This is a genomic window from Actinomyces urogenitalis, assembly GCF_002861525.1.
Taxonomy (GTDB): Bacteria; Actinomycetota; Actinomycetes; order Actinomycetales; family Actinomycetaceae; genus Actinomyces; species Actinomyces urogenitalis.
In genome coordinates, this window is record NZ_PKHA01000004.1 from 94176 (window position 1) to 118461 (window position 24286).

19 protein-coding genes are annotated in these 24286 nt (G+C 69.9%); 14 read left to right on the plus strand and 5 right to left on the minus strand.

The window, feature by feature from the left end:
* The 9 genes from CYJ26_RS05415 (at nucleotide 1) to CYJ26_RS05460 (ending at nucleotide 9884) form a co-directional block, all read left to right on the plus strand.
* Entirely contained in the window at nucleotides 1-1281 is a 1281-nt protein-coding gene (locus CYJ26_RS05415) for an ABC transporter permease (protein WP_024034885.1), read from the plus strand.
* Nucleotides 1282-1500: 219 nt separating this feature from the next.
* Nucleotides 1501-1968 (plus strand): cytidine deaminase, encoded by a 468-nt coding sequence (locus tag CYJ26_RS05420; RefSeq protein WP_024034886.1) that lies wholly within the window; start codon nucleotides 1501-1503, stop codon nucleotides 1966-1968.
* A 174-nt stretch (nucleotides 1969-2142) separates the two neighbouring features.
* Nucleotides 2143-3582, plus strand: a complete 1440-nt coding sequence (locus tag CYJ26_RS05425; RefSeq protein ID WP_229082995.1) for a thymidine phosphorylase — start codon at nucleotides 2143-2145, stop codon at nucleotides 3580-3582.
* Nucleotides 3582-5039, plus strand: a complete 1458-nt coding sequence (locus CYJ26_RS11035; protein WP_024035738.1) for a peptidase T — start codon at nucleotides 3582-3584, stop codon at nucleotides 5037-5039. Before CYJ26_RS05425 ends, CYJ26_RS11035 begins: the two co-directional genes overlap by 1 nt.
* A gap of 89 nt (nucleotides 5040-5128) precedes the next feature.
* Nucleotides 5129-5782: a deoxyribose-phosphate aldolase gene (gene deoC / locus CYJ26_RS05440; protein ID WP_034237033.1), complete on the plus strand. Its 654-nt coding sequence runs from the start codon at nucleotides 5129-5131 to the stop codon at nucleotides 5780-5782.
* 211 nt (nucleotides 5783-5993) lie between these two features.
* The gene (locus CYJ26_RS05445; RefSeq protein ID WP_024034724.1) at nucleotides 5994-7196 is read left to right on the plus strand and encodes a metal ABC transporter substrate-binding protein; all 1203 of its coding nucleotides are present in this window, start codon (nucleotides 5994-5996) and stop codon (nucleotides 7194-7196) included.
* Nucleotides 7197-7231: 35 nt separating this feature from the next.
* Nucleotides 7232-8050 (plus strand): metal ABC transporter ATP-binding protein, encoded by an 819-nt coding sequence (locus tag CYJ26_RS05450; RefSeq protein ID WP_048684319.1) that lies wholly within the window; start codon nucleotides 7232-7234, stop codon nucleotides 8048-8050.
* Nucleotides 8047-9012: a metal ABC transporter permease gene (locus CYJ26_RS05455; RefSeq protein WP_024035277.1), complete on the plus strand. Its 966-nt coding sequence runs from the start codon at nucleotides 8047-8049 to the stop codon at nucleotides 9010-9012. The genes CYJ26_RS05450 and CYJ26_RS05455 overlap by 4 nt, the downstream gene beginning before the upstream one ends.
* A complete protein-coding gene (locus tag CYJ26_RS05460; protein ID WP_034237032.1) occupies nucleotides 9009-9884 on the plus strand; it encodes a metal ABC transporter permease in 876 nt (291 codons plus the stop codon). Before CYJ26_RS05455 ends, CYJ26_RS05460 begins: the two co-directional genes overlap by 4 nt.
* Before the next feature lie 294 nt (nucleotides 9885-10178).
* Here CYJ26_RS05460 and CYJ26_RS05465 read toward each other — a convergent pair whose 3' ends face one another.
* Nucleotides 10179-11621: a LacI family DNA-binding transcriptional regulator gene (locus tag CYJ26_RS05465; protein WP_180950855.1), complete on the minus strand. Its 1443-nt coding sequence runs from the start codon at nucleotides 11619-11621 to the stop codon at nucleotides 10179-10181.
* 374 nt (nucleotides 11622-11995) lie between these two features.
* Entirely contained in the window at nucleotides 11996-13744 is a 1749-nt protein-coding gene (locus tag CYJ26_RS05470) for a phospho-sugar mutase (RefSeq protein WP_034237030.1), read from the minus strand.
* 184 nt (nucleotides 13745-13928) lie between these two features.
* Here CYJ26_RS05470 and CYJ26_RS05485 point away from each other — a divergent pair, with 184 nt between their 5' ends.
* A complete protein-coding gene (locus CYJ26_RS05485; protein ID WP_081944992.1) occupies nucleotides 13929-15752 on the plus strand; it encodes an NAD(P)H-quinone dehydrogenase in 1824 nt (607 codons plus the stop codon).
* A 349-nt stretch (nucleotides 15753-16101) separates the two neighbouring features.
* On the opposite strand, the gene CYJ26_RS05490 is transcribed toward CYJ26_RS05485, so the two are convergent.
* The gene (locus CYJ26_RS05490; RefSeq protein ID WP_024034677.1) at nucleotides 16102-16713 is read right to left on the minus strand and encodes a GNAT family N-acetyltransferase; all 612 of its coding nucleotides are present in this window, start codon (nucleotides 16711-16713) and stop codon (nucleotides 16102-16104) included.
* A 190-nt stretch (nucleotides 16714-16903) separates the two neighbouring features.
* On the opposite strand from CYJ26_RS05490, the gene CYJ26_RS05495 reads away from it, so the two are divergent.
* The gene (locus tag CYJ26_RS05495) at nucleotides 16904-17671 is read left to right on the plus strand and encodes an LOG family protein (protein WP_024034679.1); all 768 of its coding nucleotides are present in this window, start codon (nucleotides 16904-16906) and stop codon (nucleotides 17669-17671) included.
* Nucleotides 17672-17814: 143 nt separating this feature from the next.
* On the plus strand, nucleotides 17815-17982 hold the full coding sequence (locus CYJ26_RS05500) for a DUF3117 domain-containing protein (protein WP_006548579.1): 168 nt from the start codon (nucleotides 17815-17817) through the stop codon (nucleotides 17980-17982).
* Nucleotides 17983-18287: 305 nt separating this feature from the next.
* Here CYJ26_RS05500 and CYJ26_RS05505 read toward each other — a convergent pair whose 3' ends face one another.
* Nucleotides 18288-18923: an O-methyltransferase gene (locus CYJ26_RS05505; protein ID WP_024034680.1), complete on the minus strand. Its 636-nt coding sequence runs from the start codon at nucleotides 18921-18923 to the stop codon at nucleotides 18288-18290.
* 478 nt (nucleotides 18924-19401) lie between these two features.
* Here CYJ26_RS05505 and CYJ26_RS05510 point away from each other — a divergent pair, with 478 nt between their 5' ends.
* Nucleotides 19402-20556: a twin-arginine translocase TatA/TatE family subunit gene (locus tag CYJ26_RS05510; RefSeq protein WP_065425885.1), complete on the plus strand. Its 1155-nt coding sequence runs from the start codon at nucleotides 19402-19404 to the stop codon at nucleotides 20554-20556.
* A 452-nt stretch (nucleotides 20557-21008) separates the two neighbouring features.
* Here the strand turns inward: CYJ26_RS05510 and CYJ26_RS05515 are convergent, their stop codons facing one another.
* Nucleotides 21009-22160: an Mrp/NBP35 family ATP-binding protein gene (locus CYJ26_RS05515; protein WP_024035687.1), complete on the minus strand. Its 1152-nt coding sequence runs from the start codon at nucleotides 22158-22160 to the stop codon at nucleotides 21009-21011.
* 152 nt (nucleotides 22161-22312) lie between these two features.
* Here CYJ26_RS05515 and CYJ26_RS05520 point away from each other — a divergent pair, with 152 nt between their 5' ends.
* A complete protein-coding gene (locus tag CYJ26_RS05520) occupies nucleotides 22313-24259 on the plus strand; it encodes an acyltransferase family protein (protein ID WP_081944989.1) in 1947 nt (648 codons plus the stop codon).
* Nucleotides 24260-24286: the final 27 nt, after the last annotated feature.

Here is a 24286-nt window from a genome sequence, read left to right on the forward strand (position 1 = left end):
ATGACTGCCCTGACCACAACGCGGTCCTCCGCAGGCTCCGCCTCTGCCGAGCTCACCGAACCGGTGGCTCTCAAGATGCCGGTGACCGGCGCCGTCGTCACCGTGCTGTCCCTGCTCATGGCCCTGGCCTCGCACGGCTCTACCCGGTTCCAGCTGGCGACCTCGGCAGACTTCTTCACCATCCCGGTCCTGGAGCTCGGTGCGCGCGGCGTCATCGCCGTCATGGTGATCCTGGCTGCCGTGGCGACAGCCGTCATCACTCGGCGAGCCCTGGCACGAGCCAGGAGCTCGGCCTGGGCCGGTGCCCTGCTGGGGCTGGCCTTCATCGTCTCCTTCCTGACCTGGGCCGGAGCGGGCCGTGAGACGGTCATCCCCCTGGTGACCATCCTGTCCTCGGCCCTGGCCCTGTCCGTCCCCCTGGTCTTCGGGGGCCTGTCCGGCGTCGTGGGGGAGCGTTCGGGCACGATCAACATCGCGATCGAGGGGCAGCTGCTCGGAGGGGCCTTCCTGGGCGCCGTCGTCGCCTCGATGACGAAGAACCCCTGGATCGGTATGTGCGCCGCGCCCCTGGCCGGTGTCCTCGTGGCCCTGCTGCTGGCGCTGTTCGGCCTGAGGTACCGGGTCAACCAGATCGTGGTCGGCGTCGTGCTCAACGTGCTGGTCACCGGCCTGACGGGCTTCTTCTTCTCCACGGTGCTCACGGACAACGCCGCGAACCTGAACACCCCCACGCGTCTGCCGGTGCTGGCGATCCCGGTGCTGTCCCAGATCCCGGTGGTGGGGCCGGTGCTCTTCCGCCAGACGATCCTGGTCTACCTCATGTACGCGGCGGTCGGCGTGCTGTCCTTCATGCTCTTCCACTCTCGCTGGGGACTGCGGATGCGCGCGGTGGGTGAGCACCCCCGGGCCGCGGACACGGTGGGGATCAAGGTGATGCGTACCCGCGTCAACAACCTCATGCTCGGTGGTGCGCTGGCCGGCCTGGGCGGCGCCTTCTTCACCGTGGGCTCGGGGCTGGCCTTCACCAAGGAGATGTCAGCAGGAAACGGCTTCATCGCCCTGGCTGCCATGATCCTGGGTGCCTGGAACCCGGTCGGGACGCTGTACGCGGCGTTGCTCTTCGGCTTCGCGACCGCCGTGGGGCAGACGCTGTCGGTCGTCGGGTCACCGATCCCGGCCAACTTCATCCTCATGATTCCCTACGTCGTGACGATCCTGGCGGTGGCAGGCTACGTCGGCAAGGTGCGTGCCCCTGCCGCGGAGGGCGTGCCCTACCCGTGACCGGTGTCGGGGCGCCACCGTGCTCCGAGGGCCTGGACGGTCCGGCTGCCGAGTCAGGCGGCCGGACCGTTCGTCATACCTGGGCGGGACGACGGCGTGGCTCGTGTGAGCCGGCGGCCCACCTGGGGCTCTGCTCAGGTCCCGCGGCTTAGCCCCCGGCGGGTGTATCTTCGGTGTTCCGCTGCGGTCGAGGGACGCCTGCAGCCGAGGAGGACAGGGATGAGCGAGCACTCCGGGCCGGGTCTCTTCGCACCCGCAGAGGTCGATGAGGACACGTGGTCACGTCTGCACGATCTGGCTGTGGAGGCGATGGAGCACGCGTACGCCCCGTACTCCCGCTTCCGCGTGGGGGCGGCGGCCGTGACCGAGGACGGACGCTACGTCTCGGGCTGCAACGTCGAGAACGCCGGCTACGGAGTCACGCTGTGCGCCGAGTGCGGTCTGGTCTCTGAGCTGGTGCGCACCGGTGGCGGACGCCTGGTCGCCCTGGTCTGCGTGGACGGGCGAGGCGAGGCCTGCGCCCCCTGCGGGCGCTGCCGCCAGGTCCTGTCCGAGCACGCCCACCCGCAGATGATCCTGGCGATGCCTTCTGGCCGCATGACGATCGACGAGGTCCTTCCGGGGTCGTTCTCGGTCCAGGCCATGGCCCAGGTCGACGGTGCGGTCGCTCCCACCGACGCCCACTGAGCAGGCCTGGCGCTGCGCCGGTCCCCGGGACATCAGTCCGGATCCCCGCCGGCCCGGCCGCACCGGTCCCCGGCACACCGCCACACCAGCCCTGCCAGACAGGGCCCGAGCCCAGCACCTGCGGGTGCCTTCCCCTCTTGACACTGCACGTCTGACCGCGACCAGGAGCCTTACATGACTACCCAGCCCGCCCACCCGAGCCAGCCCTGCCAGACCGGCGGCCCGAGCCAGCCCGGCGGCCCGAGCCAGCCCGGCGGCCCGAGCCAGACAGCCCACCCGAGCCAGCCCGCCGCCGTCGAGCCCTTCGACGTCGTCGACGTCATCGCAGCCAAGCGCGACAGGCAGCGCCTGACCGGCGCCCAGATCGACTGGGTCGTGGACGCCTACACCCGCGGCGTCGTCGCCGACGAGCAGATGAGCGCCCTGGCCATGGCGATCTACCTCAACGGCATGGACCGTGCGGAGATCGCTCGCTGGACGGAGGCCATGATCCGCTCGGGCGAGCGCATGGACTTCACGGGGCTCGGACGTCCCACCGCGGACAAGCACTCCACCGGCGGCGTGGGGGACAAGATCACGCTGCCGCTGGCTCCGCTCGTCGCCGTCTTCGGCGTGAGCGTGCCGCAGCTGTCCGGCCGGGGGCTGGGGCACACCGGCGGCACCCTGGACAAGCTGGAGTCGATCCCCGGGTGGCGCGCGGCGCTGAGCAACGAGGAGATCATGGAGATGCTCTCCTCCTCCGGGCCCGGTGCCGTGATCTGCGCGGCCGGATCCGGCCTGGCCCCGGCCGACAGGAAGCTCTACGCCCTGCGCGACACCACCGGAACCGTCTCGTGCGTGCCGCTGATCGCCTCGTCGATCATGAGCAAGAAGATCGCCGAGGGCACCGGCGCGCTCGTCCTGGACGTCAAGGTCGGCTCGGGCGCCTTCATGAAGGAGCTGGACCAGGCTCGTGAGCTCGCTGAGACCATGGTGGCTCTGGGCAAGGACGCGGGGGTCACCACACGCGCGCTGCTGACCGACATGTCCACGCCCCTGGGCCTGACGGCGGGTAACGCCCTGGAGGTCCGCGAGTCCCTGGAGGTGCTGTCCGGTGGCGGGCCGGCCGACGTCGTCGACCTCACCGTGGCGCTGGCCGGCGAGATGCTCGACGCCGCAGGCCGACCTGTCGGTCATGACGAGCTGCGTGGGGCGCTGGCGGACGGGCGCGCCATGGACGTCTGGCGTGAGATGATCCGCCGCCAGGACGGGGACCCGGAGGCGCCGCTGCCGGTGGCTGCTGAGACGGAGGTCGTCACGGCTCCCGACGACGGCGTGCTGACGCGCCTGGACGCCCTGGCCGTGGGGGTTGCCGCGTGGCGGCTCGGGGCCGGGCGGGCCCGCAAGGAGGACCCGGTCCAGGCGGTGGCCGGGGTCGAGATGCACGCCAAGCCCGGAGACACCGTGCGCAGGGGGCAGCCGCTGCTCACCCTGCACACGGCCACGCCCGAGCGCTTCGGACGTGCGCTGGAGGCCCTGGCTGGTGGCCTCTGCGTCAGTGAGGCCGGTTCCCAGCCGGCGCAGGAGGCCGTGGCTCGCCGCGAGGCCGGTGTTGTCCTGGACCGCCTGGTGTGATGAGGCCGCTGACTGACGTCCGCCTCCAGGACAGCCTGGCCGGGCGCTTCCTGCGCTACAGCGCCATCGAGTCCCAGTCTGACGCCGCCTGCGACGTCGTCCCCTCCAGCCCGGGGCAGTGGGGGCTCGCCCGGCTGCTGGCGGAGGAGCTCCGCAGCGCAGGGGCGGCCGACGTCCACGTCTCGAGCACCGCCGTCGTGACCGCGCGAGTCCCGGCCACCCAGGCGGGCGTGCCTGCGATCGGCTTCTGCACGCACCTGGACACAGCCGACGCCGGGCTGAGCCCCTCGGTGCGGGCCAGGGTCGTCGACTACGAGGGCGGGGACCTCGTCCAGGGGACCGGGGACGACGGCGTGGAGCGGCGTATCGCTCAGTCCGAGCACCCGGAGCTGGCTCAGTACGCGGGGCAGCGGATCCTGGTTTCGGACGGCACGAGCGTGCTCGGTGCGGACGACAAGGCCGGAGTGGCCACCGTCATGGAGCTGGTGACCCGGATCCTGGCCCAGGACCGTGCAGCTGGAGAGTCCGGCGTTGCCGGCGACGGAAGCGGGGTGCCCGGCGGCGAGGGCGCCGGTGACCGTACAGCCGGTGAGCCCGGTGAGCCCGGTGAGCCCGGTGAGCGCGGCGTGCCTGGCGTGACCGGTGAGCGCGGCGTGCCCGGCGTGACCGGTGAGCGCGGCGTGACCGGTGACGCCGATGACTCTGAGCAGGGACACGGCGACATCTACCTCGCCTTCGTCCCGGACGAGGAGATCGGGCTGCGCGGCGTACGCACCCTGGACCTTGACCGTTTCCCGGTCCGGTGGGCCTACACGCTGGACTCCTGCCAGATCGGGGAGGTCGTGGAGGAGACCTTCAACGCCGCGACGGTGACGATCCGCGTCGAAGGGGTCTGCGCCCACCCGATGAGTGCCAAGGGCGTGCTGGTCAACCCGATCCTCGTGGCTCACGAGGTCGTCGCGCTCCTGGACCCTGCCCAGACGCCGGAACGTACGCAGGGGCGTGAGGGATACACCTGGGTCCACGACGTCCGTGGCAACCAGTCGACCTGTGTGCTCACGGTCTCCGTGCGTGACCACGACCGCGAGCAATACGAGGCGCGTAAGGCGCGGCTCGGTGAGATCGTGCGTCAGGTGGCCCGGGACCACCCGCGCGCGAGGATCGTCATGGAGGTCGACGACGTCTACGCCAACCTCGCTGATGCTCGCACCGCCCAGGCTGAGGAGGCGATCGCCCACGTCTACACGGCCCTGGAGCGCCTGGGTATCCCCCCGATCCCGTTGGCCATGCGCGGCGGGACGGACGGGTCGTGGCTGTCGACGCAGGGGATCTTCACCCCGAACGTCTTCACCGGCGCCCACGGATTCCACTCCTCGGCCGAGTTCCTGCCGCTACCGAGCTTTGAGGCCAGCTACCGGGTGTGCCGCGAGCTCATCCTCCTGGCTGCGGGGCACTGAGGCACCTAGGCTGGCCCATGCACTCGCGCGGCGGCCACCCGGTTGCGACCGGCTGTGTCCTGGCCGTCGACCTGACTGAAAGGACCCTGATGGCCACTCGTGCTGAGATCGCCGCGATCATCGACCACACCCTCCTCAAGCCCGAGGCCACTACCGAGCAGGTGGCCGCGCTCATCGCCCAGGGGGCGGAGCTCGGCGTGTACTCGGTGTGCGTCTCTCCGAACCAGCTGCCTGTGCAGGTGCCGCAGGGCCTGCACGTGGCGACCGTGTGTGGCTTCCCCTCGGGCGCGCACGCCACGAGCGTCAAGGCTGCCGAGGCGGCCGACTCGGTGGCTAAGGGTGCTGACGAGGTAGACATGGTCGTCAACCTCCGGCTGGTCAAGGAGCATGACTACGACGGCGTCGAGGCGGACATCCGTGCCGTCAAGGAGGCTGTGGGGAAGGCGGTCCTCAAGGTCATCATCGAGTCCGCGGCGCTGACGGACGAGGAGATCGTGGCTGTCTGCGAGGCGGCGGAGCGTGCGGGCGCGGACTTCGTCAAGACCTCGACCGGCTTCCACCCGGCCGGTGGCGCGAGCGTCCACGCCGTGGAGCTCATGCGGGCCACGGTCGGTGACCGACTGGGCGTCAAGGCCTCGGGTGGTATCCGTGACGCCGCCACGGCGGTGGCCATGGTGGAGGCGGGCGCCTCACGCCTGGGGGTCTCGGCGACCGAGGCGATCCTGGGCGGGATGTCCCGCTAGCCCGGCGTAGCGCAAGACCCCCGGATCGGGCGGCCCAGGTGGCAGGCCCCTGATCCGGGGGTCTTGTCCGTGACGTGCTCGTGCCGCTGGCCGTGGGCCTGGCAGGCCCCTGATCCGGGGGTCTTGTCGTGTGTGGAATCTGACTCGCAGCGTGGGCGAGGGGACGTGCGCCACAGTTGAAGTTTCGGTTACCCGAAACTAAGGTGGACCTATGATGACAACACGATCTCGGTTCCTGCGCGTGAGTACTGTCGTAGGAGCCCTGGCCCTGACCCTGCCCGCCGTCGCCTCCTGCTCCTCCTCGCCGCAGGCTGGGACGCACGCCTCCAACGGCGAGACGATCTCCGTGGTGGCCTCGACGACGCAGATCTGCGACTACGTCACCCAGATCGCCTCTGGCGGCGAGGAGCTTGCCTTCACCCGCACCGGTGCTGACGGTGCGACTGAGGAGCTCGGTGCGGACCCGTCGTCGGCCTCCACCCACCTGACCCTGACCTGCCTGCTCGCGCCGAACGCCTCCGCCCACGAACACGAGATGACTGCCGCTCAGAGCAAGGCCCTGTCCGAGGCGGACATGTTCCTGGTCAGCGGGGTGGACCTTGAGCACTTCCTCGACGACGCCGTCAAGGCGACCGGGTTCCACGGCACGATGGTCGTCACCTCCGGGGTCCTGACTGCCGACGAGCTCGATGACATGGACGCGCGCAAGGCCAAGGAGAAGGACTTGCCGTACACGGTCGACCGGGGCGTGGCGGCTGTTGAGGTGGCTACCTGGCCGTTCCCGCCCGCGGAGGGCGAGTCGGAGCCGGAGTTCCGCTACGACCCCCACGTGTGGACCTCGCCGGCCAACGCGCTCATCCAGGTCCGCAACATCGGTGCCGCACTGGAGAAGGCGGCACCGGCCAGCGCTGAGACGCTGCGCAACCACGTCGACGGGTACGTCAAGCGTCTGACGGAGCTCGACCAGTGGGCTCAGGAGTCGCTGGACAGTGTGCCCTCGGCGTCTCGGGTGCTGTTCACCAGCCACGACGCCTTCGGCTACTTCTCCGACCACTACGGGGTCAGCTTCGAGGGCGCCGCGCTCAGCGACTTCAACGCCCAGCAGGACGCCACTGCCCAGAAGATCCAGGAGACTGCCGACCAGGTCAAGGCCTCCGGGGCTCCGGCGATCTTCGCGGAGAACTCCAACAACCCCAAGTCCGTGGAGAAGGTCGCGGCCCTGGCGGGCGTCCGCGCGGTGATCGGTGACGAGGCACTGTATGGAGACTCGCTGGGCACGGCTGGGTCGGACGGTGAGACCTACATCGGCTCGGTGGCCCACAACGTCACGAACCTGACTCTGGCCTGGTCGGGAACGGTCGCGCCTCTGCCGCAGGACCTGAGCTCCTGGGCGCCCAAGGAGACGATCAAGTGACCCGTCTGGACGGTCAGGTCCTACAGGCTGATGCTGTGAGTCCGCGACCGGGCAGCGGCCCGTCCTCTCAGCAGCTCGTGCCCACGGTGGACATCCGTCAGGCGAGCCTGGCCTACCGCAGCACCCCGGTGCTCAGTGGGGTCAACGGGTCCGTCGCTCCCGGTGAGGCCCTGGCCCTCGTCGGGCCCAACGGCTCGGGGAAGACGACGCTGCTGCGTGCGCTGGTAGGAATGGTCTCAGTCGTGGAGGGGAGCGTGACTGTCTGCGGGGCCCCCGCCGGTCGCGCACCGCGCGGTTCGATCGGCTACGTGCCGCAGACCGCCGATCTGGACCCAAGCTTCCCGGTGACTGCGCTCGACGTCGTCCTCATGGGAACCTACCCGGCGCTCGGCCTCGGCCGGTTCCCCGGACGGGCGACACGGGCGCGGTGCGTGGAGGCGCTGGAGTCTGTCGGGCTGGCGCACGTGCGCCGTCGTCGATTCGGGGAGCTCTCGGGCGGACAGCGGCAGCGGGTCCTGCTGGCGCGCTGCATCGCGGCTCAGCCGCGTCTGGTCCTTCTCGACGAGCCTTTCAACGGCCTGGACCAGCCCAACCGGCAGGCGCTGCTGGAGGTGCTGCGGTCCATGAAGTCCGAGGGTGTGGCGGTCATCGTCTCCACGCACGACCTTCTTCTCGCGGAGGAGGTGTGTGAGCAGGTCGCCTTGCTCGCGGGTCGGCAGATCGCCTTCGGGCCGCGGGAGGAGGTGCTGGTGCCCCACTACATCGACCAGGCGTTCGGTACGGCAGCACCGTCTGCCGCCGCGGGTGGTCTGGAGGCCGCAGCGGGGGCGCGTGGGGAGGCTCGGGCATCATGATGGTGATCGCCGAGCTCGTGGAGGCTCTGCGCCTCCTCGTGCAGGGGGTGCCAGGCCTGACAACTCTGGCTAGCGCGCCCTACCTGTTCCGCCCTCTCGTGATGCTGGTCGTGCTGGGAGTCGTGTGCGCGATCGTGGGCGTGGCGGTCAACCTACGCTGCGCCGAGTTCCAGGCCGAGGCCCTGGTTCACGCCGTCTTTCCGGGAATCGTGGCTGGCGCCGTCTACCTGGGCACGGAGGGGATCGTCCCTGCTGCGAGCCTTGCGGGCGTCGTGGCGGCGGCGGTCCTCACCTGGGTCGGGTACCGGGCACGGCGCGAGGCCTCGGAGGCGGGGACTGCTGTGGTGCTGACGACCTTCTTCTCGGTCGGTCTCGTGCTGCTTCTGGCCAAGGGGGACATGTCGGGTCAGCTTGAGGCCCTCATGTTCGGACGTCTGCTGAGCGCGACGGACGCGAAGTTCTCGCAGGCGGTGCTGGTCAGCGTCGTCGCGCTGGTCCTGGTCGCACTGACATGGAAGGAGCAGGTGCTGCTCGCCTTCGATCAGGTGGGTGCGTGGGCCGGGGGCCTGCGTCCCCTCGCCCTCGACCTGCTGCTCAACATGTCCGTTGCGGCGATCGTCGTCAGCTCGTCGGTGGCGGTCGGTACCCTTCTTGCGATCGGCTACATCATCCTGCCGGCGGCGACGGGCAGAGTGCTGGGACGCAGCGTGAGGTCCATGACGCTCATCGCTCTGGGCGTCGGCGTGGTCTCGGCGTACCTGGGAATGCTGGCTGCGGTTGCCCCGAGTCCTCATCCCGTCTCTCCGCAGGCGGTAGTGGTTCTCATCATGGCTGTCTTCCTTGTCGCGGCAGTGCCCGTGCGTTCGGTCCTGACGCGTGTCGGCCCCTGGCGGCTCACGGACTCGCCCAGGCAGGCCGCGCAGGACGGGGCTGGACGGCCGGAGAAGGTGGTGGCGCCATGAGTGTCAGCCTGGAGCTGCTGGCTCTGCCGGCTGTGGAGGCGATCATGATGGGCTGCCTGTCCGGCGTGGTCGGCGCGCTGGCCCTGGTGGGTCGCAAGGTCTTTCTCACGGAGTCCCTCACGCACGCCACCTTTCCTGGGGCGGTGAGTCTCGTCGTCGTCGTCACCTCTCTCAGCCGCGTGCTGGGTTCGGGGCGGCCCGGCTATGAGGTGGTGTGGACTGCTGCGCTCATCGGTGCGGTCATCATGTGCGTGCCGATGGCCGCGATGACGGGCTGGCTCACACGCCAGGCCGGGCTGTCCTCCCAGAGCTCTGCCGGAGCGGTCCTCGCGATCGGCTTCGCCCTGGGGTACCTGCTCAACACCTGGTTCGCGCCGCTTCCCCTGAAGATTGACAGCTTCCTCACCGGTTCTCTCCTCAACGTCTCGCACACAGACGTCGTCCTGACGGTCCTGGTGCTGGCCATGACGCTGCTGGTGGTCCTGGCGGGCGGGAGGCACCTCATCTTCTGGTGCTTCGACCCGGTGGGGTACCGGGCCGGCGGGGCGAGCAGCAAGGCCGTCGAGGCGGTCATGCTCGCACTGATCTGTCTGACGATCGGGGCGCTCGTGCCCGCTGTGGGCACGATCCTGCCGATCGCGCTCATCGCGGCTCCGGCGGCGAGCATGCTGCCGTGGGTGCGTACGCCGCGCGCCCTGCTGCTCGGATCGGCGGTGGTCGGCGTGCTGACGTGCCTGGGTGGCCTGGCGCTGGCAGTCGTGATGGGACTGAGCGTCGGGGGTGTGATCGCGGTGCTGGCAGGCGTGGTGTACGCGCTGTCACACGGGGCGTCGACTTTGCGGGGCGCCGTCGGAGCGCGAGCAGTGGCGTGAGTGGCCGGCACCGGTCTGGGGCGTTGGTGCGCTGGGCCGCCGGGTGGAGCACCGGTCCGGGCGGAGGTGCTAGGCCGCCGGCTGGAATACCGGTCCAGGACGGAGGCGCTGGGCCTCCCGACGGAGCACCGATCCGGGGCGGAGGCGCGCCGGTCCGGGGTGTGAATGCTCGGTGCTGACCTGGGGCTGTGTACCGACCTGGCGTGTGAGCGCCAGTTCCGGGCGGGACAGCTCCGGGAGCGTGATGAGGCGTGGTGGCGCGTCGGTCGATAGGCCGGCGTGCCACCACCTGCATCAGGCGGACTCGCGTACGACTACCCGCAGCCCGGGCATGAGGACGTCGATGCCGGCGTTTTCTGAAACCGGATCCCGGACCTCATCCGTCTCGCTGGCCAGGAGCTCTTCCTCGCCCGGCTGCAAGGTGGGCAGCGAGGCTGGCTGCGAGGCGGACTGTGCCCAGGAGAGGTGCCCGGTCGAGCGCTGTCGCGTGCCGGTTCCACCGGGCTGTTGCCGGAGGTAGGACCCGCCGGGCTGCTGACGGAGGTGGGACCCGCCGGGCTGCTGCGGGAGGTGGGACCCGCCGGGCTGCTGACGGAGGTGGGACCCGCCGGGCTGCTGCGGGAGGTGGGACCCGCCGGGCTGCTGCGGGAGGTGGGACCCGCCGGGCTGCTGCGGGAGGTGGGACCCGCTGGGCTGCTGACGGGGTGCGGCCCTGCCAGGCTGTTGCCGGGGGTAGGTTCCGGCGGGCTGACGCTGAGCATCGGCCCTGCCAGGCTGACGGTGATCATCCGTTCCCGTGTGCTGCTGAGCTGCGATCACTTCCATGACAGTCTCGACGACCTGTTGTGTCCAGGCCCCCTGAGCGTCAAGCTCGATCGTCGTGAGCGCTGGGTTCAGATACTGGCCGAGGGCAAGGTTGCCGACGCCGATGACGCAGACGTCGCGCGGGACCTGGCGGCCGAGACGAGCTAGCGCCCGCAGGCAGGCTGCGGCGACGTCGTCGTTGAAGGCGGCGACGGCGTCGAAGCTACAGGCGTGAGTGCGTGCGAGACCGTCAAGCTGATCGCAGAGGTTCTCGACGGATCGTGGTGAGTGCGGGTCGCAGTGAATCGTGCCCACGAGGACGGCCCCGTCACTGTCGCTGACGGTGGAGATGAAGGCGCTGCGGCGCTCGAGGAGAACGGCGCCGTCAGACGGGAGCGCGTCCGACGAGGCGTAGACGAGCCGACGGCGCCCGTGAGAGAGCAGGTAACTGGCCTGCATGACGCCAAGTGCCCGCTGAAGCTCATCGAAAGATGCCTCGTGGTCGCTGCCGGGAGCGACCAGCGGGATCCCGAGTGCGGATACCAGGCTGGAGTCACCGGGGGAGAGGGGGACGAGAGAGAGGATGGCTCGTGGGCGCAACTCCTGGAGCAGGGTGCGTAGCGGCGTTGTCATGCCAGCAGTCCGTGAGAAGACCGTGGTCAGGCCGCGTTCCTGAAAGCCTTGGGCGCAGGCCTGCCACATACTGTCGCTGAGGTCGGCCGCCTCTCCGCCGGCTTGGATCACCAGGATCAGGTCACTGCCGCCCTTGCGCAGTGCTCGGCCGGCGGCCGACGGCACATATCCGAGTGAGGCTGCTGCCTCAAGTACCCTGCGGCGAGTCTCCTCGGGGATCGAGTCGGCACGGTTGTTGAGCACGAGGCTCACCGTGGTCCGGGAGACTCCGGCCCTGTTGGCCACATTCTGGGATGTCACTCTGCGCGCCATGGATGCCTCCGCCAGAGGGCTGCTATCGACGGTCCTATTGTGACGGACAGAGCGCCCCGGGGTAGATATATTGACCACGAGAGTGACACGTGTTACTGATGCGAGTTACTGACACGTGCTACATCGAATCAACATATATGCCTCGGGCGGCCTCGACGTGGCGGCGAGCATAGCGCCGGGTCTGGGGCTGCACGTGCGGGCAGGGTTGGTTCGGCTGGGCACTAGCGTGGTCTGGGTCTGGGTCTGGGTCTGGGCCTGCGCGGGCTCCCGGTCGGCTGGGCTCAAGCCGGCCCGGTGGACGCGCCCCGGCTCATGCTGGCTCGGCGGGTGCGCCCCGGCTCAAGCCGGCCCGGCGCACGCACTCAGGCTCGTGACAGGCCCAGGACCCCTCGCAGATCACGCTTGATCGCCTCGAGGCGATCAGATGCCGTCCGGCGGGCGACCTCGACAGGCTCGTCAACATCCACCGGGACAACAACCTCGCAGTAGCACTTGAGCTTCGGCTCGGTGCCGGAAGGACGAATGACGACTCGGTCGTCAGCAGCAGTCTTGATGATGATGCCGTTCGTAGGAGGCAGCTGGCCGCCGTTCCCGTCCGAGGCGCCGTCGAGCAGGTCAAAGACGTCCACCACCGGGGAGCCCGCCAGCTGGGCCGGTGCTCCGCCCGCCCGGAGCCGATCCATGACGTCGGTGATGAAGGACAGGTCCTCGACCCGCACACTCAGAGGACTCGTCGCGTACAGGCCGTGCTCACGAGCGAGCCTGTCCAGCAGGTCGGTCACGGTGCGTCCCTGCTGCTTGAGCACAGAGACCAGCACCGCAAGCCGCACAGACGCGGAGATCCCGTCCTTGTCCCGCACGTGCTCAGGGTCGACGCAGTAGCCCAAGGCCTCCTCGTAACCGAAGACGAGCCCGGGCACGCGGCTGATCCACTTAAAGCCCGTCAGCGCGTTACGGTGCCCGAGGCCGTGAGCCTGCGCGATCTTACGCAGCAGTCGGGAGGAGACGATCGAGTTAGCCAGGATCCCCGTGCCGGCGAAGGCCGCAAGCTCAGCCGCCTGCTCGCCCAGGACAGAGCCGACCTCGTCGCCAGTGAGCTGACGCCACCCACCAGGAGCGTGCTCGTCCGGAATCGCGGCGGAGCAGCGGTCGGCGTCCGGGTCGTTAGCCAGCACCAGGTCCGCGCCGACCTCTCGCGCCATCGACAGAGCCAGGTCAAGCGCGCCAGGCTCCTCAGGGTTGGGGAAGGTCACCGTGGGGAAGTCAGGGTCCGGCTCGAACTGCTCGGACACCACCTGGACGTCCTCGAAGCCCGCCTGCTGGAGGGCATCGAGGCAGATGCGCCCACCCACGCCGTGCATCGCGGTCAGCACGATCCTCAACGGTGCAGCAGCTCCCATACGAGCGGCGCGAGCGGCAATCTGGGTGTACTCAGTCAGCACCTCCTCGCCGATCGTGTCCCAGCCGGACTTAGGCATCGCGACCTCCGACAACGGGCCCACGGCGGCGATCTTCGCCGCGATCTCGGCGTCGTACGGCGGCACGATCTGCGCGCCCTGGCCGGACCCGGTCACGGCGCGACCGCCCAGGTACACCTTGTATCCGTTGTCCTGCGGAGGGTTGTGGGACGCGGTGACCATGACCCCCGCGTCGTAGCCCAGGTCTCGCAACGCGAAGGCCAGTGCAGGGGTCGGGCACGAGCGATCGAAGAGGATCGCCCGCCCGCCCGCGCCAGTCACCACGGAGGCCGTGTCACGAGCAAAGACCTCCGAGCCGTGGCGAGCGTCGTAGCCGATAACCACCGTGAAGCCGTCGCCGAGCTGCTCGCGCAGGTAGGCCGACAGGCCAGCGGCGGCGCGGATCACGACCACGCGGTTCATGCGGTTCGGACCGCCACCCAGGCGCCCGCGCAGCCCGGCCGTGCCGAACTGCAGGGTGGAGGAGAAGGCGTCGGCCAGCACCGCCGTCGCCGTCGTGTCCCCGTCCTCGTGACGGGCTAGCAGGGAGGTGAGCTCCTCTCGCGTGGTCTCGTCAGGATCCTCGCTGATCCAGGCGGCGACGGCGTCAGTGTCGACAAGCGAGAGGGAGGCGGCCGCAGGAGACTCAGTCATGACAGATGACGGTACCGTTCTCACGGACCTTTCCGAGGACTACGTGACGGCTGTCATGAGTGGTGCCAGACACAGGATCTTCGGCCTCGTGTGCGGGCCTGGCGGGGTGCCGCGCGACGACGGAGATCGAGGCTCCACTCGCCGAACCGGCTCCTGGGACTAAAGGCTCGGGCATGATGGTGGGATGAGCACCGCTGCTGCATCTGTCCGTCCTGACGACGCCTCACCGGTGCGCCGCGGCCAGCGCGTCGTCATCATCGGGGGCGGACCCGCCGGCTACGAGGCTGCGCTCGTCGCCTCCCAGCTCGGGGCGCAGGTCAAGCTGGTCGAGGACCGGGGGCTAGGAGGGTCGGCCGTGCTGACCGACGTCGTCCCCTCCAAGACGCTCGTTGCCGCGGCCGAGGCGCTGGACGCCTCCGCGACCGGGCCGCACGGAGTCAACCACCCCAGCCAGCTGAGTCGGCCTCACCGTCCCGACCAGCCGGACCAGCGTGGCCGGACCAACCAACCAGACCGGACTGACCAGCACGACCGGCATGACCGGACTGACCAGCACGACCGGACTGACCGGCCCGACGAGCTCGACCGGTCTGACGGACCGGACCAGCGTGGCCGGTGCCGCCGGCCTGACGCGGTAGAGCTCAACGCGCGCGTACGGCGCCTGGCCGCGGAACAGTCCCGTGACCTCGCGGCGCTCATGGCGGACCGGGGCGTCGAGGTCCTCGGCGGTCGCGCCCGGCTAGGAGGCCTCGACGAGACGGGAACGCGCACCGTCCACGTGGATCCCGTGACGGGACCCTGGCTCGGCGCTCCCACTGCCACCGACCACCCGCAGGACGAGGGCCTGGAGGACGAAGACCTGGAGGACGAGGGTCTAGAGGACGAGGACCTGGAGGACGAGGGCCTAGGGAACGAGGACCTGGAGGACGAGGGCCTAGGGGACGAGGACCTGGAGGCTGAGACGAGCGCGACGCCCGCTGGTCCGAATGCCGCTCGTCTCTCTCAGGACCTTCACGCCGACGTCGTCCTGGTCGCCACCGGCGCCCGGCCGCGTCGCCTGCCCCGCGCCGAGCCGGATGGTCGCCGCATCCTGACCTGGACGCAGCTGTACGACCTTGACGAGCTGCCCGAGCACCTCATCGTCGTCGGCTCGGGCGTGACAGGGGCTGAGTTCGCGGGCGCCTACCTCGCCCTGGGGAGCCGAGTCACGCTCGTCTCCAGTCGTGAACGGCTCCTACCAACGGTCGATGCCGACGCCGCCGACCTGGTCGACACCCGCTTCCGCGCTCGCGGCATGCAGGTGCTCTCCGGTGCCCGGGCGGTGGCTGCCCACGTCGTGAGGGACGATGGCGACGCCGGGCCTGAGGGAGAGTACGTCGAGGTCGAGCTGGCTGACGGCAGGGTTGTCTACGGATCCCACTGCCTTATGGCGGTGGGGGCCGTACCCGCCACTGACTCCCTGGGCCTGGAGGAGGCGGGTGTCGAGCTGACCGGCTCCGGGCACGTCAAGGTTGATCGAGTCTCGCGGACCACGGCCTACCGTGTCTACGCGGCCGGTGACTGCACTGGAGTCCTGCCGTTGGCCTCGGTAGCCGCGATGCAGGGCAGGATCGCCATGAGACACGCCCTGGGCGACGCGGTGGCTCCCCTGGAGGTCGGCACCGTGGCCCACGCGGTCTTCACGGTGCCGGAGATCGCCTCGATCGGTATCGGGGAGAAGGAGGCTGAGGCCTACGACGCCGTGTCCACAACCGTTCCGCTGGCCCGCAACCCCCGTGCGAAGATGTCAGGAGTCAACGAGGGATTCGTCAAGCTCTTCTCCCGGCGTCGAAGCGGAGAGGTCCTAGGTGGGGTCATCGTGGGCAGGGCCGCCAGTGAGCAGGTGCTGGCAGTGACGCTGGCTGTGACACACCGGATGACGGTCGAGCAGGTGATGAACGCCTTCAGCGTCTATCCCTCCCTGTCGGGAACGATCACCGAGGCGGCACGCCAGCTCCACGTGCGGTGAGGCCTGGCTTTCGGCGCAACCCTCGCAACGGTCTCGTGGAGGCGTCTCCCTGAGGGGTGAGAACTGGCCCCGACCTACCTGGAGGACTGGCCCGTCGTGGAGGCGTCTCCCCGCTTGGCGAGGGCTGGCTAGCACTGTGATCTCGGCGTGTCCGTTTTCGGACCGTCTCCCCGCTTGGCCAGGACTGGCTAGCAGTCAGCCTCCCGGCCGGGCACGGTGCGACACGGCCTAGCACCCCCGAGAGGCTCGGGGTACGAACCAGCGGCCTCGTCCTTCTGGTGCCGGAGCCCCAGCATCCCAACCTGCTCGAGGCACGAGCCGGCAGCCTCGTCCCGCTAGTGCCGGTGTGTCAGCGCCTCGAAGAGCCCGGAGGCACGAGCGTGTGCCACTGCGGCTCCAGCACAAAGCCCAGCGCGCGGTTCATCGCCAGTGACCCGGTGTTCACGGACGCTCCGCCGGTGCCCCAGCAGCGGGCTCCCAGGGCGTAGGTAGTCAGAACAGAGGCAGCCTTGACCGCGACCGCCAGTCCCCGGCGTCGGTGCGCAGCAACGACACCGGTGCGGTCGACCTCCCACCGGTCCGAAAGCCGGTCCATCCAGGTGTACGCCACCGGGCCGTCCCCCTCCGTCCATGCCAGGAACCCGAGGCTCTCACCCGACTGGAGACGGTCTCCGAGGTCCGCCGGCAGCTCCTCGTGGTGGGAGGCTGGCGTCGACGGGAAGTCCGGGGCCACCTGCTCGTCCAGCGCCCGGAGGGCCGGGAGGTCAGACGGTTCTAGACGGCGGACCTGGTAACCAGCGTCCTCGGCGGTGGTGACGGCCTGCAGCAGTGCTGACAGGTCTGCGTCGTCATCTAGGGTCAGCCGAGCGCCCCACGAGCGGTCAGTGATCGCCCAGCCCTGCGCGAGCAGCTCAGCGTGCTCAGGGTCGTCCTCGCGCAGGATCCTCAGGTTCGTGCTCATATCAGGACGATAACGCCGTCGTAGCGGGTGCCTGTAGCGTCCATCCGCTGGCTGAGCAGGCGCGCGCCCCGCGTCAGCGTCGTTCCGGGGCCTGTGTCGACGATGGCTGTCTGAACGTTCACCGGGTGTTTTCCTGTTCCTCAGGAGCGGCAGGGAGAAGAGCGGGCCCCCGTGGGGCAGGATCGGACCCATGAGCAAGAGAGAGTCCTACCGCAAGGGGCCGGTGCTGCTGCGCGGCACCCAGATCCCGTCCCAGACCACGGACGCCAGGCTGCTGTCCAGCCGCGATGACACTGACTGGCTTCACAAGGACCCCTGGCGGGTCATGCGGATCCAGGCGGAGTTCGTCGAGGGCTTCGGGGCCCTGGCTGAGCTCGGTCCGGCCATCAGCGTCTTCGGCTCAGCCCGCACCGCCCCGGACTCCCCGACCTACGCCGTCGCCGAGCAGATCGGTGCCGGCATCGTGCGCGCGGGCTACGCCGTCATCACCGGAGGCGGCCCAGGCGTCATGGAGGCAGCGAACAAGGGGGCGCACCAGGCCGGCGGCGTCTCCGTGGGACTGGGCATCGAGCTCCCGCACGAGCAGGGCATGAACGACTACGTGGACCTGGGCGTCAACTTCCGGTACTTCTTCGCCCGCAAGACCATGTTCGTCAAGTACTCCGACGGCTTCGTGGTCCTGCCCGGCGGCTACGGCACCATGGACGAGCTCTTCGAGGCCCTCACCCTGGTGCAGACCCGCAAGGTCAAGGGATTCCCGGTGGTGCTGGTCGGGCGGGAGTTCTGGGGAGGCCTGGTGGACTGGCTGAGTGACACGCTCGTGAACGAGGGCGTGATCTCGTCCGCCGACCCGGGACTCTTCCACCTGGCTGACACGGCTGAGGAGGCTGTCGACTACGTCGTCGGCGCCGCTCGGCGCGTGCGTGCGGGGGAAGGGCCTCGTGCGGACCACGCCTGACCCGCCTGCAGCCATCGCGAGCGCACAGTAGTCGAACGTAAGTGGACTTGGCCACCTTTTGGAGGTTAGGTCACGGCCCATGTCGTAGAATGAGCGGGGTCACGCGGTGAGGATCCGCGTGTATACACGTGAAAGGGGAGCACATGGCTGCCATGAAGCCCAGGACCGGTGACGGTCCTCTCGAGGTTGTCAAGGAGGGGCGCTCCATCATCATGCGGGTTCCGCTGGAGGGTGGTGGCCGCCTTGTCGTCGAGATCTCACCCGATGAGATCCGTGAGCTCCAAGAGGCTCTGAGCTCAGTCAAGATCTGACGCGATCACAGGCGAAGAGTCTTCGGCCGTGGGCCGGGTCCGGCAGGACCCGGCCCTTTGCTGTGTCCACGAGGCGGGGGAACCGCGCGAGCCCGCGCTCGGTGCGCGCGTGGCCTGGCCGTTGAAGGGGCAGATGCCCGCGACCACGCCCACCCGCGCTCGGTGCGCGCGTGGCCTGGCCACGGTACGCGTGGGGCCCGTGCGAGTGCGGAAGTGTCTAGCGCCTCGCGCGCGCACGGCGACACCCACGAGTGGGTCCGCGCGAGCCCAAAACGGTGCAGGTCACTTGAGCTGCACCGTCCAGCTCAGGCTCGGCGCACGGAGACCAGAAGACCGTCACCCACCGGGAGCAGGCTCGTCAGCAGCGCGTCCTCCTCACGCAGCGCCTTGCCCAGCTCTCGCGCAGCCACCGTCGTCGCGTCGCGCCGGGCAGGGTCCGCCACGTGGTCGTTCCACAGGGCGCGGGTGACAGCGAGCACGCCTCCCACGCGCAGCATCCGCAGCGCCTGACCAGCCAGCGCAGCCGACTCCTCAGGGCCGACGTCCAGGACGACCATGTCGTACGAGCGTGGTGCCATACGGGGCATGACGTCGGAGGCACGTCCTTGAATGACCCGAGTGCGCGAGCTGGCGTACCCGGCGGCGTCGAAGGCCCTGCGGGCCTCACGCTGGAGCTCAGGCTCGACGTCGATCGTGGTCAGGACGCCGTCGGGCCCCATACCGGACAGGATCCACAGGCCGGAGGTCCCCGTGCCGGTGCCGATCTCCGCGACCGAGCGCGCCGCCACCGAGGCGGCCAGCATGCGCAGCGTGGCGCCCGTAGCGGGCGAGACCGGGGAGGTGCCCAGCTCCAGGCCGCGCAGACGCGCCTGGTTCGTCAGCTCGTCCTCGAGGACGAACTCCTCGGTGTAGGACCAGCTCAGCGTCTTGTCGGCACCCATCGGTGTCCTTTCCCTGCGTCAGTTGCGCCCCGGCAGGGCGCGCACGGCCCTATTCTTCCAGGTCCTCGGCCGCCTTGCGGCTGGGCGTCGCCCGTCCCGCCTGTCCCGCCCGAGCTGACCGCGTCGCCGGAGCTGCCCGCGCCGCCCAGTTGCTGCGGCGATCCATCTGGCTGGGCGAGGTCTCGTGCGGGTAGGAATCGGGAAGCGACAGCGGAGAGCTGCGGCCCCTGGGTACCGGGCCGGTGATGAGGCACAGCCCGGGCCGGGAAATGAGGCACAGGTCTGCGGGGGAGGAGCCACAGCCCGGCGGGCGGAAGAGGCGCAGCCCTGGGGGCCAGGAACGCGCAGCCCTGGCCTTGGCCCGGGAGAGGAAGGCGGGAGCGGGGGCACGCGTGGTAGGTGGGCCCTGGCCTCGGCCCGGGGGAGGAAGGCGCTGCGACGTCGCTGTCCTGCGGCAGCAGGACGCTCAGGGCGGACGATGACCACGGGATGCCTGGCGCTCCATATACTGGCGATCGTGTTTGGCATCTCCGGCGGCGAGTTCCTAGCCCTCCTGCTCGTCATTGTGATCGTCGTGGGGCCTCAGCGGCTGCCCGAGTACACGAGCAAGCTCACCCAGCTTGTCCGTCAGCTGCGGCTGTTCATCGACAACGCCAAGGAGCAGATCGCTGAGGAGGTCGGCCCAGAGCTTGGCGACCTCAGTCTCAAGGACCTCGACCCGCGCAACTACGACCCGCGCAAGATCGTGCGGGACGCGCTGGGCGAGGACCTGGACGCCATCCGCAGGGACCTGACCAGCCCCATTGAGTCGGTGCTCTCCACCGTCAAGAAGAACTCCGACGACGCTGCTGCGTCGATCTCACAGGACGCTCAGTCCAGGTCGAACAAGTCCCTGTCGCAGATGATTGAGGACAAGGCTGAGGAGACCCGCCGGGCGAACGCTCAGACGGTTGATCCCGCGCCGTCTGAGACGCCTGAGCAGGGGACGTCTGACCCGCAGCTGGAGGACAGCGACGTCACGCACGCAGAGCTCGACGCCGCCGCGGAGGCCGACGACGCCGGCCTGGGGCAGCCGCGTGCCGACGACGCTACTCAGTACGAGTCCCGCAGCAACAAGCCGGTCGCCGACGACGCCGTCCTGGGTGAGCCGGGTGCCGACGACGCTACTCAGTACGAGTCCCGCAGCAACAAGCCGGAGGCCGACGACGCCGGCCTGGGTGAGTCGGGTGCCGACGGCGCGGGCCAGGAGGGCCTGGAGTCCGACGGCGCCGCTCAGGACGAGCCGGTGCCCGAGAGCGCTGCTCAGGGCGGGCTGGGCACGGACGATGCTGGCCAGGAGGGCCAGGAGGGCCAGGAGGCCACGGAGGATGGCGAGCAGCCCCGCAGCGAAGGGCGGGACGACGATCTCGAGACGGACTCCAGCCGGCGGAGCTTCCTGTCCGAGGCTGTTGAGGCTGTCACGGACGTCGCTAACGACGTCTCCTCCATGGTGGAGATCCCCTCCACCCTGGCGGCCGCGACTGACAGCAGCGCTCGGGACCCGCGTCCAGTCTCGCCCCGCGAGATCGTCCGTGCGGCCAACGCAGCCGCACGCACCCGTCGCGAGGCAGCGACCGCCGTCGTCGACGCATAGCTCTCTCCAGCTCACGGTCAGCGTCTGAGGAGCGGGCCAGGACGTGCCAGAGCGTCCCAGAGTGCGCGACGGTGCGGCCGAGCACACCGAGTGAGTCTGAGCGCGCCAGAGCGACCGCGAGTCCGAGCACGCGGCTCCAGGACGCGCCCCTGCATGCTCGCGAAGCACGGGCTGGCGCGTGCATGAGACCACGCTGATGAAGACAACGCCCCCGCACGCTCGCGAATCGCAGAAAGGCCGGTACGAGACCTCAACGGGTCTGTACCGGCCTTTCCTGCTGGCCTTGCGGGGAGCCCCCCCCTCAATGTGGGGAGAACGGAGGTGGGTACGGACGCGGCGACGGCGTGGGCGGGGGAGCCCCCTCAGTGTGCGGAGAACCGCTCCCCAGCGCACAGCTGGCTCCTCAGCGTGGGGAGCTCCCGGCCCCTCGGTCCGCGAAGGAGTGTCGCCGACTACCTAGAGACCGGGCTGATACCCAGCTTCATGCCTGACAGGCCCCGCTCCTGGTGCCCCAGGCGCTGAGCGACCTGGGCCAGCTCGATCGCGGCCGGAGCGTCAGCCGCCGGCCTGCCCCCAGCGCTGACCGTGGCGGGAACGCCGACGTCCGCACCCTCGCGCAGCTTGATGTCCAGAGGAAGCTGAGCCAGCAGAGGGACCTCGTAGCCCAGCACCTGTGACAGCGAGTCACTGACAGCCTGGCCGCCCCCGGAGCCGAAGACCTCCAGGCGCGTGCCGTCAGGCTGGGGCAGGTAGGACATGTTCTCGATGACGCCGACGACCTTCTGCTTGGTCTGGGTGGCGATCAGCCCCGTGCGCTCGGCAACCTCGGCCGCCGCCGTCTGCGGCGTCGTGACCACGAGGATCTCAGCCTTGGGCAGCAGCTGGGCCACCGAGATCGTCACGTCGCCGGTGCCCGGCGGCAGGTCGAGCAGGAGGACGTCCAGGTCCCCCCAGAAGACGTCAGAGAGGAACTGCTGGACCGCCCGGTGGAGCATCGGGCCCCGCCAGACCACCGGCTGCTTGTCCTCCACGAACATGCCGATGGAGATCACCTTCACGTCGTGCGCCACCGGCGGCACGATCATTCCGTCGAGCTGGGTGGGGACGTGGTCCACCCCCAGCATGCGGGGGACGGAGAAGCCGTAGATGTCAGCGTCCACCACACCGACGCTCAGTCCCTGGGCGGCCATGGCCGCAGCCAGGTTGGTCGTCACCGAGGACTTCCCGACCCCGCCCTTGCCGGAGGTCACCGCGTAGACACGAGTGAGGTTGCCAGGCTTGGAGAAGGGGATCTCAGGCTCCGCCTCCCCACCGCGCAGGTGGCTGCGCAGGGCGGCACGCTGCTCGTCGTTCATGACTCCCATGCGCACCTGCACGTCGGTAACGCCCTCCAGCGCGCCGACCTCCTTGCGGGTGTCGGCCGTGATCGTGTCCTTGAGAGGACAGCCGGCGACGGTCAGCAGGACGCTGACGGTGACCACGCCCTCCGGGCTGACGTCAATGGACTCCACCATGCCGAGATCGGTGATGGGCTGACGGATCTCAGGGTCGATGACGCGTCCGAGCGCCTCGCGCACCTGGTCCTGTGTAGGGATGGTCGACATGGGCCCATCCTATGTACCAGGCAGCGGGCCCCGATCGTGGTGAGGAGCACGTAGCACGTGTACGGCCCTGTCGCACCACGGCACCGGCACCAGTCCTGCCTAGGCTGAGACAGGTCCCGGTCCCGGGACCGCGACCCCAGAGAGACTCGCCGATGCCCACCTTCCCCCTCCCCCAGCTGACGCTCCGTCGTAGCGGGCCGGTGCCCGCCGCGTCCGCTACGCCCGAGGCGCCTGCTGCGCCCCAGGCCCGGGCGGGCAGGCACGTGGCGGGGCTGGACGGTCTGCGTGCGATCGCCGTCGTCCTCGTCCTGGTCTACCACCTCGCCCCCGGGCTCCTGCCCGGCGGCATGGTCGGGGTGGACGCCTTCTTCGTCATCTCCGGGTTCCTCATCACCAGCCTGCTGCTCAGTCAGCACCGTGCCACCGGAACGATCAACCTGCGCCGTTTCTGGACGCGGCGTCTGCGCAGGATCGTGCCCGCGCTCCTTATCGCGGTCGTCGTGGTGGTCTGCCTGGCCGCCTTCCTCGGAGGCGACGTCCTGCTGGGAGTGCGTCGGCAGGTGCTCGGCGCGGCGACCCTGGTCTACAACTGGGTCGAGATCCTGGCGGGCTCGTCCTACTTCGACCTCGCCCAGCCCCTCCTGCTGACCAACGTCTGGTCGCTGGCGGTGGAGGAGCAGTTCTACCTCCTGTGGCCCTTCGTCGTCATCGCTGTACTCCGCCGCGGCACGAGCCGCGACCGCACGCGCCGGGGAGCATGGATCTGCCTGGCGCTGTCGCTGCTCTCAGCGACGGTCGCCCTCGTCGCGACGCTCACGGGTGCCTCAGCCTCGCGGGTCTACATGGGGACGGACACCCACGCCTTCGGCCTCATGCTCGGCGCGGCGCTCGCGCTGTGGCACGGGTACGCCACCGACGACGAGGCCTGCGAGACGCTGGCGGTGAGCACCTCCCAGCGGCTCGCCAGAGGGGTGCTGGGCTGGCTGGGGCTGACGGGGCTGCTGCTGTGCGCCAGGCTGGGTGCTGACGGCAGCCAGGCGGGCGGCTGGCTGGTTGAGCCGACGCTGTGGCTCGTGGGCGCCTCACTGTGTGCGGTGGCGGTCGTCCAGGCCGTGACCGCCGAGGTCAGCCAGTACCCGGGCCCCGCGCGGTGGCTGACTGCCGTGCTGGACCTGCCCCCGATGACCTGGCTCGGCAAGCGCTCCTACGGCCTGTACCTCTGGCACTGGCCCGTCTGGGTCCTGGCCTTCTACGGCGTGCCGCCCACCACGGACCCGCGTCTGGTCGCGGGTGCCGTCATGGCCCTGACCCTGGCCGCCACCGAGCTGTCCTACCGCTACGTCGAGACCCCGATCCGTCTCAAGGGTCTCAAGGGGTGGATCGGGGGCGCGGCCCACGCCGGTCCGCGCTCGGTGCTGGCGATGTCCGGCGTCGTCACTGCTGCGGTGCTGCTGGTGACCCTCGCCTTCTCGGCCCAGCCTCGCCTGTCCACCGCGCAGGAGGCGATCGCCAGCGGGGCCCGGGCGCTGGCCTCCGCCCAGGCTGCCGCACCGTCAGAGACGACGGCGTCGCCCTCACCTACGTCCAGTCCTGAGCCTGTCGCTGAGGTGACGGGGGACCAGGTGGAGGTCGTCGGTGACTCGGTGACCCTCGCCTCGGCGCCGGGCCTGGAGGCGGTGCTGCCGGGTATCGCCATCGACGCGCAGGTCTCACGCTCCTTCTACGCGGCTGTGAGCACCCTGCAGGAGATGGACGCGAGCTACGGGCCCCGCCCCTACGTCGTCGTCGCGCTGGCGACCAACGGCTCGGTGAGCGCGGAACAGCTCGAGGGGCTGCTGAGCTACCTCGGCCAGGAGCGCAGGCTGGTGCTGGTCACCGGCTACGGCCCGGCCCGTACGACCTGGATCCCGGGGGCGAACCAGACGATCCAGGACTACGCGGCGGCCCACCCCGAGCAGGTGGCTGTCGCGGACTGGAACGCCGCCATCACCCCCCACCCGGAGATGCTCGCCCAGGACCAGGTCCACCCCGCTGCCGAGGGCGGCCAGGTCTACGCCGAGACGATTCAGCAGGCCCTGAACACGGTTGCCGGAGCCTGACGCCGGGCTGTCCTCAGCTCCCCGGCG

Excerpts from the sequence above, each read along its gene's own strand:
- CYJ26_RS05515 (WP_024035687.1), bottom strand. The coding sequence starts at position 22,160 with ATGTCGACCATCCCTACACAGGACCAGGTGCGCGAGGCGCTCGGACGC.
- CYJ26_RS05510 (WP_065425885.1), top strand. The coding sequence starts at position 19,402 with ATGACCACGGGATGCCTGGCGCTCCATATACTGGCGATCGTGTTTGGC.
- CYJ26_RS05445 (WP_024034724.1), top strand. The coding sequence starts at position 5,994 with ATGATGACAACACGATCTCGGTTCCTGCGCGTGAGTACTGTCGTAGGA.
- CYJ26_RS05415 (WP_024034885.1), top strand. The coding sequence starts at position 1 with ATGACTGCCCTGACCACAACGCGGTCCTCCGCAGGCTCCGCCTCTGCC.
- CYJ26_RS05495 (WP_024034679.1), top strand. The coding sequence starts at position 16,904 with ATGAGCAAGAGAGAGTCCTACCGCAAGGGGCCGGTGCTGCTGCGCGGC.
- deoC (WP_034237033.1), top strand. The coding sequence starts at position 5,129 with ATGGCCACTCGTGCTGAGATCGCCGCGATCATCGACCACACCCTCCTC.
- CYJ26_RS05520 (WP_081944989.1), top strand. The coding sequence starts at position 22,313 with ATGCCCACCTTCCCCCTCCCCCAGCTGACGCTCCGTCGTAGCGGGCCG.
- CYJ26_RS05500 (WP_006548579.1), top strand. The coding sequence starts at position 17,815 with ATGGCTGCCATGAAGCCCAGGACCGGTGACGGTCCTCTCGAGGTTGTC.
- CYJ26_RS05470 (WP_034237030.1), bottom strand. The coding sequence starts at position 13,744 with ATGACTGAGTCTCCTGCGGCCGCCTCCCTCTCGCTTGTCGACACTGAC.
- CYJ26_RS05460 (WP_034237032.1), top strand. The coding sequence starts at position 9,009 with ATGAGTGTCAGCCTGGAGCTGCTGGCTCTGCCGGCTGTGGAGGCGATC.
- CYJ26_RS05455 (WP_024035277.1), top strand. The coding sequence starts at position 8,047 with ATGATGGTGATCGCCGAGCTCGTGGAGGCTCTGCGCCTCCTCGTGCAG.
- CYJ26_RS05425 (WP_229082995.1), top strand. The coding sequence starts at position 2,143 with ATGACTACCCAGCCCGCCCACCCGAGCCAGCCCTGCCAGACCGGCGGC.
- CYJ26_RS11035 (WP_024035738.1), top strand. The coding sequence starts at position 3,582 with ATGAGGCCGCTGACTGACGTCCGCCTCCAGGACAGCCTGGCCGGGCGC.
- CYJ26_RS05485 (WP_081944992.1), top strand. The coding sequence starts at position 13,929 with ATGAGCACCGCTGCTGCATCTGTCCGTCCTGACGACGCCTCACCGGTG.
- CYJ26_RS05420 (WP_024034886.1), top strand. The coding sequence starts at position 1,501 with ATGAGCGAGCACTCCGGGCCGGGTCTCTTCGCACCCGCAGAGGTCGAT.
- CYJ26_RS05505 (WP_024034680.1), bottom strand. The coding sequence starts at position 18,923 with ATGGGTGCCGACAAGACGCTGAGCTGGTCCTACACCGAGGAGTTCGTC.
- CYJ26_RS05490 (WP_024034677.1), bottom strand. The coding sequence starts at position 16,713 with ATGAGCACGAACCTGAGGATCCTGCGCGAGGACGACCCTGAGCACGCT.